This is a genomic window from Pseudomonas sp. DWRC2-2, from assembly GCF_049897885.1.
Taxonomy (GTDB): Bacteria; Pseudomonadota; Gammaproteobacteria; order Pseudomonadales; family Pseudomonadaceae; genus Aquipseudomonas; species Aquipseudomonas azotoformans_A.
The window spans coordinates 793,169-807,020 of sequence record NZ_JAFCXD010000002.1; the positions used below are offsets into that span (position 1 = coordinate 793,169).

Consider the following 13,852-nt stretch of genomic DNA (forward strand, 5'->3'; position numbering starts at 1 on the left):
AAGCTACTTAGAGCTGGAACTTGCTGACCAGTACGTTGAACGAAGTGGCCAGACGCGACAGGTCCTGGCTGGACGCATTGGTCTGGTGAGCACCGGCGGCCGTTTGGGTGGACAGATCCTGGATGTTCAGCAGGTTGCGGTCCACTTCGCGGGCCACCTGGGCCTGCTCTTCCGAGGCAGAGGCGATCACCAGGTTGCGTTCATTGATCTTCGCCACGCTGGCGGTGATCCGTTGCAGGGCTTCGCCAGCGTTCTGCGCCAGGGTCTGGGTGTTGTTGGCCCAGGTCAGGCTCTTGTTCATCGCCGCGACCGCATCATCGGCGCCGGTCTGGACGTCGCCAATCATCTTTTCAATATCGACGGTCGAGGTTTGAGTACGGTGGGCCAGCGCCCGCACTTCATCGGCGACCACGGCGAAGCCACGACCTTGCTCACCGGCGCGCGCCGCCTCGATGGCCGCATTCAGGGCCAGCAGGTTGGTCTGGTCGGCGATCCCACGGATCACATCGATCACCTTGCCGATTTCCCTTACCTGGCCGGCAAGATCTGCCACCGACTGCGTGGAATCGTTGATTTCACCCACCATCGAACGCATACCAGATACGGCTTGCTCAACTTGCTGGCGCCCGTCTTCGGCCTCGGTGGTGGCTTGGCGCGAGGCTTCCGAGGTGGAGACGGCATTGCTCGCCACCTCGTCCACGGCGGCGGTCATCTGGTTGACGGCGGTGGCGGCTTGTTGAATTTCATCATTCTGACGGGTCAGGCCACGGCTGCTTTCATCGGTGACCGCGCTCAGCTCTTCGGCGGCCGAGGCGAGCTGGTCGGAAGCGTTGGCGATTTCCACCAGGGTGCTTTTCAAGCCGCCCTGCATGTCCGACAGCGCCATCAGCAATTGCCCGGCTTCGTCGGTGCGTTCGGTAACGATGGCTTGGGTCAGGTCGCCCTTGGCAATGCGTTGTGCGCTGTCCACGGCCTGGGCGATGGGGCGGGTGATCAGGCGGGTGATCAATATACCCACCGTGATAGCAATGATGAACGCCAGGACAATGCCGCTGATCATCCAGGTCAACGCGCTGGCACGCAGCTCATCGGCGGCGATGGCACCTTCCTTGATCTGGCGGTTATTGGACTCGATCATCACGCGGATCAACTCGCGCGCCTGGCGGAACAGTTCATTGTTGGTGGTGTTCAACTGAGTGCGGGCTTGATCGACCTGGCCGCCGTCAAGCAGCGCCATGATGTGTTCGGAGCTGCTGACGTAGTTCGGCCAGATCTGATCGAGTTTGTCTCCGGCTGACCGTTCGTCATCTTCCAACGGCGTCGCGCGATAGGTCGCGTAGGCGCCCTGACTACGCTTGAGTTCCTGGGCGATGTCCTGGCGAACGCGATCGCGGTCTTGTTGGGCCACATTGCCGTTGCTTGCATCCATCAACCGGTACAGACCTCGGTTATGGGCGACCAGACCATTGAGAGTGGCGGCCGTATTGCTCACGGAGACAAGATTATTGGAGAACGTCAGCTCCAGGGCCGTAGAGAGGCGAACCACCCCTTTGATTCCCAACAGGCCGACCCCGAGGGTGACCAACGCACACAGTAAAAATGAAAGCAGCAGCTTGGTTGAAATTTTCATGGCTCGAATCCGGCGATAGTAGCGAAGGGCGCACGCTAGAGCCTCCATGGCACGGTGCGATGTCATAGTGACATCATCGCAATTGCGAAAGTTGCGAGCCAGGTAAATTTACTGAATCGATAAAGCTTGCGCAGATGTATCAAGTCGTTACGAAAACGCACCAGATTCAGTTTTCGATGTCAGATATTTCGTCATTTAGTGAAAGCTGAATGCCGCCCTCCAGCGTCGCTGGAGGTGCTCTTCCGCGGTCCAGGAGGCCGCCATGTATCGACGATTGCTGCTCAGCGCTTTACTCGGTCTGACCCTTTCCGCTTGCGTGCCCTATTACGATGGCGGCCAGAGCTATTACCGTTCAGAGGTCTACACCTCACCAGCGCCGGTGTATTACTACGGCGGCGGTACGGCGTATCAATACCGCCGTGATTACTACCCCGCGCCGCGCTACTACGCGCCACAACCGCGCTACTACTCGGCCCCGCGCTATTACCAGCCCGCCCCGCGTTACTACGGGCCGCGTGCCGGTTACCGGCCTTATCCGAACCAGGGCTGGGGCGGCGATCGGTGGGGGAATGGCGGGCACGGACGCGGTTCTGACCATGGAGGGGGCCGTGGCGGTCACCGTTGACAGGCCTGTATTGCAAGCGGCGCATGAAGCGCCGCTTTTTTATGGGCGTCAGTAATCCGACAAGTCCGCCAGCGGATGGCGGCCTTCCCACGCTTTGTTGAAATGCGCCTGCACCACCGCCTCCGGAATCGTATTGATATCCGGCCAATGCCAATGCGGCGTCTGGTCCTTGTCGATCAGCCGCGCGCGCACCCCTTCGCTGAATTCCGGGTGACGGCAGCAATTGAGGCTCATCGTGTATTCCATCTGGAACACCTGCGCCAGGGACAGGTGCCGGGCACGCTGGATCTGCTCCCACACCAGATGAGCGGTCAACGGGCAGCCTTCGCTCAGCGTCTTACCGGCGCGGCTGAACAGGGGGTCGGCATGCTCACGCAGTGGGCTCAAGTTGCGCCAGGCACACCGCACATCGCCCACGTCCAGCCATTCGTCGATCTGGGCCCGGCGCGGCAGCCACTGCGCTTCGGGTTGCTGGTCGACAGCTTCCTGGGCCAGCGCCTTGAGCAGGCTGTTGAGTTGCATCGCGGTCTGTTCCTGCCAGTTCAATTGCAGCAGACCATCAAGCAGTTCGTCTTGTTGATCATCGCGCAGGAAGCGGTCGGCCAGGCCCAGGTCCAGAGCGTCGCGGCCATTGATATGCGCGCCGGTAAGACCCAGGAACAACCCCAGCTTGCCCGGCAGGCGCGACAGGAACCAACTGGCGCCGACGTCCGGGTACAGGCCGATGCTGATCTCCGGCATGGCCAACCGGCTGCTCGGTGTCACGATGCGCACCGTGGCACTTTGCAACAGGCCCATGCCGCCACCCAGCACGTAGCCATGGCCCCAGCAAATCACCGGTTTTGGGTAGGTGTGCAGGCGATAGTCGAGACGATACTCCGCCGCAAAAAACTGTGCGGCCAGGTCAGGCACCACACCCGGCTGTTCAAGGCAGGCCAACGCCAGGCTGCGCACTTCTCCGCCGGCGCAAAATGCCTTGGGGCCGTTACCGCGCAGCAGCACACAGACGATGTTCGGGTCTTTGGCCCAAGCATCCAGGCGTTCGCTCAGCGCCAGGATCATCGGCAAGGAGAGCGCATTGAGGGATTTTTCAGCGTCGAGGCTGGCGATGCCAATGCGGGCACCGTCGCTGCCGGTCAGCTCTTCGAAGTGCAGGTTCATCGTGACCTCAATCGATAAGGTGAAGGATGAGTATGATCGCTTCGTAGGAAAGCGCCGTTGGTGTGTCAGATCAATTGACAAGCGGGGTCGGCTTTCCTAGGGTTCGCCTCATTCTTTTTTACAAGACCATTCAACCATGACCGAAGACGACCGTATCAAACTCGAACCCAGCTGGAAACACGCCTTGCGGGATCAGTTCGAGCAGCCGTACATGGCCCAGTTGCGCGAGTTTCTGCGCCAGGAACATGCCGCCGGAAAAGAGATCTACCCGCCCGGCCCACTGATTTTCAACGCGCTTAATTCCACACCGTTGGATAAGGTCAAAGTCGTGATCCTCGGCCAGGACCCGTACCACGGCCCCGGCCAGGCCCACGGTTTGTGCTTCTCGGTGCAACCGGGCGTGCCGGCGCCACCGTCGCTGGTCAATATCTACAAAGAGCTCAAGCGTGATCTGAACATCGACATCCCCAATCACGGTTACCTGCAAAGCTGGGCCGACCAGGGCGTGCTGATGCTCAACACCACCATGACCGTCGAGCGCGCCAACGCCAACGCCCATGCGGGCAAGGGCTGGCAGTTCTTTACCGATCGGATTATCGAAGTGGTCAGCGAGCGTCAGCCGCATCTGGTGTTCCTGTTGTGGGGGGCACATGCCCAGGGTAAACAGAAACTGATCGACGCGACCAAGCACCTGGTGCTGACGTCAGTGCACCCGTCGCCATTGTCGGCGTATCGCGGGTTCCTGGGGTGCGGGCATTTCAGCCGGACCAACAAGTTTCTTGAGCAGAATGGCGAGACGCCGATCGAGTGGCGGTTGCCGCCTGCCTGACGGGTGTGGTGCTAAAGCCTAACCATGGACACCGAGCGTTTTCCGATATCAGCGACATAAGCATTGCGGCCATCCGGAGCGACAACTATACCTCGCGGTTTGTCGAACCCTTTAATAGTGCCAGTGATGCGGTTCAGACGGGTGTCAATGATGCTGATCTGACCGCCGTCTGTTTCAGTGATATACGCCATTTCGCTGAGTCGATTGAAGGCAATGCGCCAAGGTCCCATAAGGCCGTTGATCTCCCCGCTGACATCAGGAATCAGTGCATCGCCAATGGTCATCCTTCCACTGTCGCGGTGGGAGATGTAGACACGTGGATAGCGCGGGCTGTAACCGATAGCCGTGGGGATGCCCACGGCGGTTGTGATCGTTGCGAGGACGTTGTTGTTCGCGAGATCGACGATGACCCAGCCATCCAGATCCGTGGCAATGTGAGCGCGAGCGTCATCGGGCGCCACTAGAATTTCCTTAGGGTTACGCACCGAGGTCTCCCCCACGCGTTGATGATTGCTGGTATCAAGGGCAACCAGTTTCGAGGCGCCGTGGTCGGCTACGTACAGTCTTGTACCCGTCGAATTCAGCGCTATGCCGTTAACGGTGATGAATCCTGTGATGGTCTCGACGACGGTGTTGTTCAAGGTTTCGATAACGTTAATGGACGTTCCAGTCGCGACGCTGTTGTCACTCACATAAATAGATGAGCCATCTGCTTTGATAGCTATCCATATGGGAGAACCCAGTCCTGTTCTGGTCTGAATGATACTCAGGGGCTGGGTGCTCAGGACGGTGACGGAGCCTGGTGTCGTGGCACTCGTCACATACAGGCGTGTTCCCGCGCGGTTCATTACCAGGTTGTTGGGGGCGCCCGGTAGTGCGAGGGTTTCCACGATCGCTGCGGGTGCAACGATGTCATCAGGGGCGGCGTGTGGGTCATTAACTTCCGTCATTTGGGCATTCCTGCAGACCGAGATGATGTCGGTATTGCGAGTGTTATCGCATTACGTGCGCTGAGTTAAGCGCTCAGGGGGCGGGGTGCCTACTGTGGTAAATGACAGTTCAGATGAGCGGTAATGGTTCCCGGTGGAACCACGACCAAAGCACGGCTCAGGGCTGGCGGTTCCAATGCCTGAACAACGGCTCCGCCAGAAACAGCACAAACAACAGTCGCATGACCTGCATCGCCGTCACCAACGGCACCGACAGTTGCAGGGTCTCCGCCGTCAGACTCATCTCGGCAATCCCGCCGGGCATCATGCCCAGGGTCAGCGAGCGCAGGTCCAGATGGGTCAACGCGCTCAACCCAACCGCCGCCAAGGTTGCCAGCGCCATGGTCAAGGCCGTGCCAATCAAGGTTCGGCCCATGAACGAGGGCGCCCGGCGAAAGAACTGCCGGTTGAAATGGCAGCCCAAACCGCTGCCGATCAACCATTGGCCAATCTGGCTGCCGCCGTCTGGCAGACCGATATGCAAGTCCCACACGACGCTGGCCGTCGCACTTACCAGCAGCGGTCCGAACAACCAAGGGTTCGGTTGACGCAAACGCTGCCAACCCCAGGCCACCAGCGCGCCTATCGGAAACAGCACCAACAGCCAAGGCCAACTCACCGGCGCCGGATGAAACTGCGGCGCGCCGCCTTCCAGCAAATACTTGAAGATTGCCGGTACGCACAGCACCACCACCAGCACCCGCAGACTCTGCCCCGCTGCGACACGGCTGAGCACCGCGCCATTGCGTGCGCCGAGGTTGACCATCTCACCGGAACCGCCCGGCATGCTCGAGAAAAACGCGGTGGCGCGGTCTTCACCGCTGCGGCGCATCAGCCACACACCGACCACGCTGGACAGGCTAGTGACCAGCGCACCGAAGAAGATCAGCCCGAAGTGGCTCATCACCTGTTCGATCACCACCGGGGTGAAGTGCAGGCCGATCCCAATCCCGACGACCCATTGGCCGCATTTGCGCCCGCCGGGAATCTCCGCCAATTGCCACGGCGTGAGGCAACGCACCAGGATGATCGCCAGCAATGAGCCGACCATGTACGGCAAAGGCCAGCCGACGAGGCTGGCCAGGTAACCGCCGGCCAGGCCGACCAGCGGTGTTCCCCACCAATGTTTAAAGGTGACCTCAGACATCGGCCACGGCACGACGCTGCAGGGCACGTTTGCGGTAGATGCGGATCAACGGGAAGGCCAGCATCAGCGCCGTCAGTACCCACACACCAAAGGTGATCGGGCTCGACCAGAGAATCTGCAGGTCACCGTTGGAGATCGACAGCGCACGGCGCAGGTTCTGCTCCATCAAGCCGCCGAGGATAAAGCCCAGCAGCACCGGCGACAGCGGGAAATCGAGCTTGCGCAGGATGTAGCCGAAGATGCCGATACCGACCATCAGGAACAGGTCGAAGGTGGTGGCGTGAACCGCGTACACACCAATTGCCGTGATGATGGCGATCACCGGCACCAGCGCCCAGTTCGGCACGGCCAGGATGCGCGTGAAGATGCGGATCATCGGGATGTTGAGGATCACCAGCATGATGTTGGCGATGAACAACGACGCGATCAGGCCCCAGACGATGTCCGGTTGCTGTTGGAACAGCAGCGGGCCAGGGGTAATGTTGTACAGCGACAGGGCGCCGATCATCACGGCCGTGGTGCCCGAACCGGGTACACCGAGAGTCAGCATCGGCACCAGGGCGCCGCAGGCGGACGCGCCGATGGCGGTTTCCGGGGCGGCGAGGCCGCGCATGTCGCCCTGGCCGAACTTGCCACTGGCACCGGCCAGGCGTTTTTCGGTCATGTAGGCAACGGCTGAGGCCAAGGTCGCACCGGCACCTGGCAAGACGCCCATGATGAAACCCAGCAAACCGCAGCGGATGTTAACGACAAAGACCGCGCCCGCTTCCTTGAGGTTGAACATCATGCGGCCCGTGGCTTTCACGGCTTCCTGGCCACGGTGGGTTTTTTCCAGCAGCAACAGGATCTCACTGATGGAGAACAGGCCCAGCACCAACACCACAAACTGGATGCCGTCGGTGAGGTGGATGTTGTCGCCGGTAAACCGGTACACGCCGCTGTTGGCGTCGATGCCCACCGCCGAAAGGAACAGGCCGATCAGCGCTGCGACAAAGGTCTTCAACGGCTTGTCACCGGCCATGCCGCCGAGACAGACGATCGCGAACACCATCAGTACGAAATATTCCGCCGGCCCGAAGGCAATCGCCCATTTGGCCAGCAACGGGGCAAACAACACCATGCCGCAGGTGGCGATAAACGCGCCGATGAACGAACTCCACGCCGACAACGACAGCGCCACGCCGGCCAGGCCTTTGCGGGCCATCGGGTAGCCGTCGAGGGTGGTCATCACGGTAGAGGCTTCGCCTGGGATATTCAGCAGGATCGAGCTGATACGCCCGCCATATTCGCAGCCCAGGTACACGGCCGCCAGCAGGATCAGCGCCGATTCCGGCGGCAGGCCCAGGGCGAACGCGATGGGGATCAACAACGCCACGCCGTTGATCGGGCCCAGGCCCGGCAACAGGCCGACCACGGTGCCGATCAGGGTGCCGCACAGTGCGGTCACCAGGTTGTAAGGGGACAGTGCAACGCCGAAGCCCTGGCCCAAATAGCCGAAAGTATCCATATCAGTTCTCCAGAACGTCGAGCAGGCCGAGGGGCAGCGGCACATCCATAGCTTTATCGAACAGCAGGTAAAGACCAATCGCCATCAGGCTGACGATCACCACGCTCGGTAGCCAGCGGCCGCCATACAGGCGCGCCATCGGAATGCCGATCAGCATGCTGCTGAGGATAAAACCCAGGGGTTCGAAGGTGCCGGCGAACACGATCAACAAGCCGACACAGATGCCGATCTTGATCAGGGTTTCGCGGTCCAGCGCGGGTTCTTCTTCGGTGTGTTTGGTCGGCTGTGGGCGGAACAGCATGTAGATAAGTGCCAGGCTCATCAGCCCGAGCATCAGCAGCGGGTAGGCGCGAGGTCCTACTGGCTCGTAGGAAAACGACGCCTGATACGGCCAGGCCATCAGGGCCAAGCCGGCACAGGCCAGTAACAGCACTGAGGCGAAAATGCGTTGTAAGAGCATGTGAAACTCCTGGGCCGCGCCCCGGTTGAAAGGGGCGTGGCCGTGCGACAGGAAGGGGCGATTACTGGATCAGGCCAAACTCTTTGGCCAGCACTTTGTAGTCAGCCACCTGTTTCTTCACGTAGGTGTCCAGCTCCGGGCCGGTCATGGCGAACGGGAACAGCTCGCGCTGGTCACGCAGCTTGGCGAACTCGTCGGAAGCCAGCAGTTTGTCAAACGCGTCTTTCCACCAGGCGTAGTCGGCATCGCTGACTTTTGGCCCGAGGTAGAAACCACGCACCACCGGCCAGACGATGTCATAGCCTTGCTCTTTGGCGGTCGGAATGTTCTTCATTTCCGGCTCGTCCAGGCGCTGTTCGGAGAACACGGCCAGCAGGCGCATGTCACCGCTCAGGATGTGCGGCATGGAGTCGGAGATGTCGGTACTGCCCACCTGGATATGCCCACCGAGTAGGGCGGTGGCGATTTCACCGCCGCCTTCGAGGGCCACGTAACGCAGCTCGCGCGGGTTGATCCCGGCGGCCTTGGCGATCAGCGCGGTTTGCATCCAGTCCTGGCTGCCGACGGTGCCGCCGGAGCCGATCACTACGCTGCCCGGATCTTTCTTCAGGGCTTTGACCAGATCGTCGAGGGTCTTGTAGGGCGAATCGGCTTTCACTGCGATGGCCCCGTAGCTGGTGCCGACTGCTGCCAACCAACGCACGGCGCTTTCATCGAAACGGCCGAACTTGCCCTGGGCCAGGTTCAACAGAGAACCGCTGGACCAGGCCACCAGGGTGCCAGCATCCGCCGGGCGCTGGGCGACCACGGCGTTGTAGGCCACCGCACCGACGCCGCCAGGCATGTAGGTCACGCGCATTGGCTTGCTCAGCAGCTTCTCGTTGACCAGCGCGCTTTGCGCCAGTTTGCAGGTCAGGTCAAAACCGCCGCCAGGCGAGGCCGGGGCGATGCATTCCGGGCGCTTGGGTTCGTCGGCGGCCAGCAGTTGGCCGGCAAATAGCATGCAGCCGGCGGCGAGGGCCAATTTACGCAGTGAAGGGGTCATGGTTATCTCCATCTTTGTTGTTATGAGGGGGTACTACCAAAGGGCGACGCTATAGCTGACCAGCAAGCGCATTTCATCCGCATCACGGGCTGAGTAGTTGGAACGGTAAGTGGCGTTGCGCAGGCGCACGGCAACGTCCTTGAACGTGCCGCTTTGCACCACGTACTTGATCTCGCTGTTGCGCTCCCATTCCTTGCCGGTCTCGCCGTTCTTGAGCTTGATGTTGTCACCCGAGAGGTAACGGCTCATGAAGCTCAGGCCGGGGATGCCCAGCTTGGCGAAGTCGAAGTCGTAGCGTGCCTGCCAGGAACGCTCTTCGGCGCCGGCAAAGTCGTTGATCTGCACGAAGTTGACCAGGTACGGGTCGCTGCCATCCACATACGGGAAGGCGCTGTCGCCGGACATGTGCTGGTAGCCGGCGCTGAGTTTGTGGCCATTGAGGGCGTAGCTGAACAGGCCGTTGAGGGATTTATTGTCTATCTTGCCGCCGCGGGCGCTTCCGGTGTCATCACTGATGGCCAGGCGCAGGTCGGTGGCGAAGGTGCCGGGGCCCATTGGGCGTGCGGCGACCAGGCCGAGGAAGTGCTGGCGGTACACGTCGTCGAGTTGGGCGAAGTGGTAGCTGCCGGTGATCTTGTCGGCAAACTTGTAGTCGGCGCCGCCAAAATTGAAGTGCTTGCCGGTGGCGCCGCTGACAAAGCGGCTGTTCTTGTTGTTGAGCGCGATGTCTTCGTAATTGCTGTCGTCGCGGTCCTTGGCTTTGTCCAGGCGGCCCCCGGTGAACACCAGGTTCTTGAATTCCTTGGAGGTGATCAGGCCGCCGTTGAAAGTCTGCGGCAGGATACGGCCGTCGTTGGGCTTGAGGATCGGCAGTTCGGGGATCAGCGAGCCGATTTTCAGCTCGGTGGCCGAGATCTTCACTTTGCCGGTCAGGCCCAGCTTGGAGTACTCGTCGGCGGCGCGGCCATCGTCGTGGGTGGGCAACAGGCCGGTGCCGGTACGGTCGGGGCTGGAGTCGAGCTTGACCCCGAGCATGCCCAGCGCATCCACGCCAAAGCCGACGGTGCCGTCGGTGTAGCCCGATTGCAGGTTGAGCATGAAGCCCTGGGCCCATTCGTCGCGTTTGGATTGCTGGGCGCTGGTGCCGTCGCGGAAGTCGCGGTTGAAGTACATGTTGCGGGTTTCCAGGGTCGCGCTACTGTCTTCGAAGAAGGCAGCCTGGCTAAGCGGCGAAAAGCCGGCAAGGGTAGCAGCACTGGCGAGGGCGGTCTGGGTCAGGCGAGAAAAACGAACAGGCGAGGGGGCCTGGGGCTGTATCGACAGCATCGTTGTGTACTCCGTTATTGTTCTTATTTTGGCGAAAACGCTTCGAGGCGTTTTTCGGGCGCGGCGCGAAGGCAGCTCGGCGGGCATAGACCACCGTGGCTGGATGCTAAAGGGCGAAGCTTTCACTAACCTTTCAGTGGCCTTTCAATGTTTTCGGGCTTCACAGGGCAGGCGGCGCCTGTAAACTGCCCGCCAAAGCGTGGCGCCGACCACCCCTGAACGAGGTAGAAATCCATGCGTGTCCTGCTGGTTGAAGACCATCTGCAACTCGCCGAAAGTGTCGCGCAAGCGCTCAAGAGCACGGGTCTGACCGTCGATGTGCTGCACGATGGCGTAGCGGCGGACCTGGCCCTGAGCAGCGAGGAATACGCGGCGGCGATCCTCGATGTGGGGCTGCCGCGCATGGACGGTTTCGAGGTGCTTGCACGTCTGCGCGCCCGTGGGAAGAATCTGCCCGTGCTGATGCTGACGGCGCGCAGTGATGTGAAAGACCGTGTGCACGGTTTGAACCTGGGGGCCGACGACTACCTTGCCAAACCTTTCGAACTCACCGAGTTGGAAGCGCGGGTCAAGGCATTGTTGCGGCGCAGTGTATTGGGCGGCGAGCGCCAACAGGCCTGCGGCGTGTTGGTCTATGACCTCGACACGCGGCGCTTTACCGTGGGCGGCGAGTTGATGACGCTTACCTCCCGCGAGCAAGCGGTGCTTGAGGCGCTGATCGCCCGGCCGGGCCGGGTGATGAGCAAGGAGCAGTTGGCTTCCCAAGTGTTCGGCCTGGACGAAGAAGCCAGCCCCGATGCCATCGAAATCTACGTGCATCGCCTGCGCAAGAAACTCGACGGCCAGCCCATTGCCATCGTGACCTTCCGCGGCCTCGGGTACCTGCTGGAAGCCCGCGATGCATAAGCCCAGCAGCCTGCGCTGGCGCCTGCTGTGGAACTTGGCGCTGTTGTTGGTGCTGTTGATGCTCGCCAGTGGCATGAGCGCTTATTGGAATGGTCGCGAAGCTGCTGACACCGCCTACGACCGCACGCTGCTGGCCTCGGCGCGCACCATCGCCGCTGGCTTGACCCAAGTAGATGGCACCCTTAGCGCCAATGTGCCCTATGTCGCGTTGGACACTTTTGCCTACGACAGCGCCGGGCGCATTTATTACCAGGTCAACGACATCGACCAGAAGCTGATCTCCGGCTACGAAAACCTGCCCGGCCCACCGCCGGGTACACCACGCACCGACGATTATCCGGCGCTGGCACGTTTCTATGACGCCATGTATCAGGGGCAGCAGGTGCGGGTGGTCAGCCTGCTCAAGGCAGTCTCCGAGCCGAACATGAACGGTATGGCGGAAATCCGTGTCGCTGAAACTGATGAAGCACGCGTCAGCATGGCCCGCAGCCTAATGGCAGACACTTTGCTGCGCCTGGGGATGCTCGCTGTCGGCGCATTGCTGCTGGTGTGGTTTGCCGTCAGTGCGGCGTTGCGCCCGCTGGAGCGCCTGCGCACGGCGGTAGAGGAGCGTCAGCCTGACGACTTGCGCCCGTTGCCCTTGGTGGAAGTGCAGCATGAGTTTGGGCCACTGGTGCGCTCCCTCAACCACTTCACCGAACGCCTGCGCGGCCAGTTTGAGCGCCAGGCGCAATTTATCGCTGATGCGGCCCATGAGCTGCGCACACCGCTGGCTGCGCTCAAGGCCCGGCTGGAACTGGGCTTGCGTGCCGAGGACCCCGTCACCTGGCGCAATACCCTGGAAACCGCAGCTCAAGGCACTGACCGTCTGACACATCTGGCTAATCAATTGTTGTCCCTGGCACGCATTGAAAATGGCGCCCGCGCGATTGCCGAAGGTGGCGCGCAGTTGCTCGACCTCAGCCAGTTGGCCCGAGAGCTGGGCATGGCCATGGCGCCGTTGGCCCACGCACGCGGCGTGGCGCTGGCGTTGGAGGCCGACGAGCCGGTGTGGCTGCGCGGTGAGCCGACCTTGTTGAATGAGCTGTTGAGCAATCTGGTGGACAATGCCCTGGCTCACACGCCGCCGGGCGGCAATGTGATTCTGCGGGTGACGGCACCGGCGGTACTGGAAGTGGAAGATGATGGCCCAGGCATCCCGCTGGATGAGCGGGACCGCGTTTTCGAACGTTTCTACCGTCGCAGCCAGCAGGGCATGGGGTCAGGCCTGGGGCTGGCGATTGTCGGTGAGATTTGCCGGGCGCACCTGGCACAGATCAGCCTGCATGATGGCGAACTGGCCGGGTTGAAAGTGCGGGTAAGTTTTATCGCGGGTTGATCAGTAGAACATCGAGCGGGCTTCATCCAGCTCGGCGCGCAACGCATCGCTATAGGGGTCGACGCGTAGCTTCTTGATCGCCGGAAGTGTGGAGACCGGGACGCTGGCCAAGGGGTGATCAGTGCCGCGATGGCAATACAACACAGCCACCTGCACCAGGTCGACGTAGTCGAGGCTGGCCGAATCGCGCTCCAGGTCCAGGTATTGGCCGGGCAGTTTGGCAAGCATTTCCGGGAAGTCCCAGCCACTCAATAGCTTGTCACCGAGCAACGGGTGGATGCTCTCGATCACGTGATTGAGGCTGACCGGGTCCGCGAGCAACTCGTAATGGTCTTCGGCGTACGTCAGGATCGGCAGCACGCCGATCTGGTGCACCAGGCCGCCAAGGGCCGCCTGGTCTGGCTTGAGCTGGCTGTGGCTGCGGCACAGGGCGTAACTGACGCCCGCCACTTCCAGGCTGCGGCGCCACACATCGCGCATCTTTTGTTCGACCACGTCGGAGCGGGCGTGGAATATCTGCTCCATCACCAGGCCAATCGCCAGGTTGCTGCTGTAGTTGGTGCCCAGTCGGGTGATGGCGGTGTGCAGGTCGGTGACTTCCTGGGTGGCGCGCAACAATGGGCTGTTGACCACTTTGATCAGGCGCGCCGAAAGCGCGGTATCGCGACCGATCACTTTGCTCAAGTGGCTGATGCTGATTTCCGGGTCTTCAGCGGCCTGACGAATATTCAGGGCCACTTCCGGCAATGTCGGCAGAACCAGGTCATCGTTGTCGATGGCCGTCACTAAAGCCTGTTGGACTTTTTCCGCCAGCTTGTTCATTCATGCTCTCTAGGGTGTTGCAAAAAG

At 61.2% G+C, this 13,852-nt stretch carries 13 protein-coding genes; 4 read left to right on the forward strand and 9 right to left on the reverse strand.

Annotated features, from left to right (window positions below; genetic code table 11):
• Nucleotides 1-7 precede the first annotated feature (7 nt).
• Nucleotides 8-1,630, reverse strand: a complete 1,623-nt coding sequence (locus ACP7EW_RS12260) for a methyl-accepting chemotaxis protein (protein ID WP_426217271.1) — start codon at nt 1,628-1,630, stop codon at nt 8-10.
• Nucleotides 1,631-1,892: 262 nt separating this feature from the next.
• Here ACP7EW_RS12260 and ACP7EW_RS12265 point away from each other — a divergent pair, with 262 nt between their 5' ends.
• Nucleotides 1,893-2,255, forward strand: coding sequence for a hypothetical protein (locus tag ACP7EW_RS12265; protein ID WP_028619330.1), 363 nt, complete (start codon nt 1,893-1,895; stop codon nt 2,253-2,255).
• A gap of 48 nt (nt 2,256-2,303) precedes the next feature.
• Here ACP7EW_RS12265 and ACP7EW_RS12270 read toward each other — a convergent pair whose 3' ends face one another.
• Nucleotides 2,304-3,416, reverse strand: coding sequence for an enoyl-CoA hydratase/isomerase family protein (locus ACP7EW_RS12270; RefSeq protein ID WP_269133148.1), 1,113 nt, complete (start codon nt 3,414-3,416; stop codon nt 2,304-2,306).
• A 136-nt stretch (nt 3,417-3,552) separates the two neighbouring features.
• On the opposite strand from ACP7EW_RS12270, the gene ung reads away from it, so the two are divergent.
• Nucleotides 3,553-4,245 carry a uracil-DNA glycosylase gene (gene ung, locus ACP7EW_RS12275; protein WP_426217273.1) on the forward strand — a complete coding sequence of 231 codons (693 nt, stop codon included), beginning with the start codon at nt 3,553-3,555 and terminating at the stop codon, nt 4,243-4,245.
• An 11-nt stretch (nt 4,246-4,256) separates the two neighbouring features.
• On the opposite strand, the gene ACP7EW_RS12280 is transcribed toward ung, so the two are convergent.
• The 6 genes from ACP7EW_RS12280 to ACP7EW_RS12305 all read right to left on the reverse strand — a co-directional run bounded on the left by ACP7EW_RS12280 (nt 4,257) and on the right by ACP7EW_RS12305 (nt 10,719).
• The gene (locus ACP7EW_RS12280; RefSeq protein WP_426217275.1) at nt 4,257-5,195 is read right to left on the reverse strand and encodes a YncE family protein; all 939 of its coding nucleotides are present in this window, start codon (nt 5,193-5,195) and stop codon (nt 4,257-4,259) included.
• A 157-nt stretch (nt 5,196-5,352) separates the two neighbouring features.
• On the reverse strand, nt 5,353-6,381 hold the full coding sequence (locus ACP7EW_RS12285) for an AbrB family transcriptional regulator (RefSeq protein WP_033902664.1): 1,029 nt from the start codon (nt 6,379-6,381) through the stop codon (nt 5,353-5,355).
• Nucleotides 6,374-7,888 (reverse strand): tripartite tricarboxylate transporter permease, encoded by a 1,515-nt coding sequence (locus ACP7EW_RS12290; protein WP_012722750.1) that lies wholly within the window; start codon nt 7,886-7,888, stop codon nt 6,374-6,376. Before ACP7EW_RS12290 ends, ACP7EW_RS12285 begins: the two co-directional genes overlap by 8 nt.
• Nucleotide 7,889: 1 nt before the next feature.
• The gene (locus ACP7EW_RS12295) at nt 7,890-8,348 is read right to left on the reverse strand and encodes a tripartite tricarboxylate transporter TctB family protein (protein WP_338571672.1); all 459 of its coding nucleotides are present in this window, start codon (nt 8,346-8,348) and stop codon (nt 7,890-7,892) included.
• Nucleotides 8,349-8,409: 61 nt separating this feature from the next.
• Nucleotides 8,410-9,393 carry a Bug family tripartite tricarboxylate transporter substrate binding protein gene (locus ACP7EW_RS12300; RefSeq protein ID WP_065899411.1) on the reverse strand — a complete coding sequence of 328 codons (984 nt, stop codon included), beginning with the start codon at nt 9,391-9,393 and terminating at the stop codon, nt 8,410-8,412.
• Between the two features lie 33 nt (nt 9,394-9,426).
• Nucleotides 9,427-10,719, reverse strand: a complete 1,293-nt coding sequence (locus ACP7EW_RS12305; protein WP_426217278.1) for an OprD family porin — start codon at nt 10,717-10,719, stop codon at nt 9,427-9,429.
• A gap of 234 nt (nt 10,720-10,953) precedes the next feature.
• Here ACP7EW_RS12305 and ACP7EW_RS12310 point away from each other — a divergent pair, with 234 nt between their 5' ends.
• The gene (locus ACP7EW_RS12310) at nt 10,954-11,625 is read left to right on the forward strand and encodes a response regulator (RefSeq protein WP_010212220.1); all 672 of its coding nucleotides are present in this window, start codon (nt 10,954-10,956) and stop codon (nt 11,623-11,625) included.
• A complete protein-coding gene (locus tag ACP7EW_RS12315; protein WP_177078156.1) occupies nt 11,618-13,003 on the forward strand; it encodes a sensor histidine kinase in 1,386 nt (461 codons plus the stop codon). The genes ACP7EW_RS12310 and ACP7EW_RS12315 overlap by 8 nt, the downstream gene beginning before the upstream one ends.
• Here the strand turns inward: ACP7EW_RS12315 and ACP7EW_RS12320 are convergent, their stop codons facing one another.
• Nucleotides 13,004-13,825 carry an HDOD domain-containing protein gene (locus ACP7EW_RS12320; protein WP_426217281.1) on the reverse strand — a complete coding sequence of 274 codons (822 nt, stop codon included), beginning with the start codon at nt 13,823-13,825 and terminating at the stop codon, nt 13,004-13,006.
• Between the last annotated feature and the right edge of the window lie 27 nt (nt 13,826-13,852).

Bases quoted from the DNA above. Each gene is read 5' to 3' on its own strand.
- ACP7EW_RS12260 (WP_426217271.1), bottom strand. From the start codon at position 1,630: ATGAAAATTTCAACCAAGCTGCTGCTTTCATTTTTACTGTGTGCGTTG.
- ACP7EW_RS12265 (WP_028619330.1), top strand. From the start codon at position 1,893: ATGTATCGACGATTGCTGCTCAGCGCTTTACTCGGTCTGACCCTTTCC.
- ACP7EW_RS12270 (WP_269133148.1), bottom strand. From the start codon at position 3,416: ATGAACCTGCACTTCGAAGAGCTGACCGGCAGCGACGGTGCCCGCATT.
- ung (WP_426217273.1), top strand. From the start codon at position 3,553: ATGACCGAAGACGACCGTATCAAACTCGAACCCAGCTGGAAACACGCC.
- ACP7EW_RS12280 (WP_426217275.1), bottom strand. From the start codon at position 5,195: ATGACGGAAGTTAATGACCCACACGCCGCCCCTGATGACATCGTTGCA.
- ACP7EW_RS12285 (WP_033902664.1), bottom strand. From the start codon at position 6,381: ATGTCTGAGGTCACCTTTAAACATTGGTGGGGAACACCGCTGGTCGGC.
- ACP7EW_RS12290 (WP_012722750.1), bottom strand. From the start codon at position 7,888: ATGGATACTTTCGGCTATTTGGGCCAGGGCTTCGGCGTTGCACTGTCC.
- ACP7EW_RS12295 (WP_338571672.1), bottom strand. From the start codon at position 8,348: ATGCTCTTACAACGCATTTTCGCCTCAGTGCTGTTACTGGCCTGTGCC.
- ACP7EW_RS12300 (WP_065899411.1), bottom strand. From the start codon at position 9,393: ATGACCCCTTCACTGCGTAAATTGGCCCTCGCCGCCGGCTGCATGCTA.
- ACP7EW_RS12305 (WP_426217278.1), bottom strand. From the start codon at position 10,719: ATGCTGTCGATACAGCCCCAGGCCCCCTCGCCTGTTCGTTTTTCTCGC.
- ACP7EW_RS12310 (WP_010212220.1), top strand. From the start codon at position 10,954: ATGCGTGTCCTGCTGGTTGAAGACCATCTGCAACTCGCCGAAAGTGTC.
- ACP7EW_RS12315 (WP_177078156.1), top strand. From the start codon at position 11,618: ATGCATAAGCCCAGCAGCCTGCGCTGGCGCCTGCTGTGGAACTTGGCG.
- ACP7EW_RS12320 (WP_426217281.1), bottom strand. From the start codon at position 13,825: ATGAACAAGCTGGCGGAAAAAGTCCAACAGGCTTTAGTGACGGCCATC.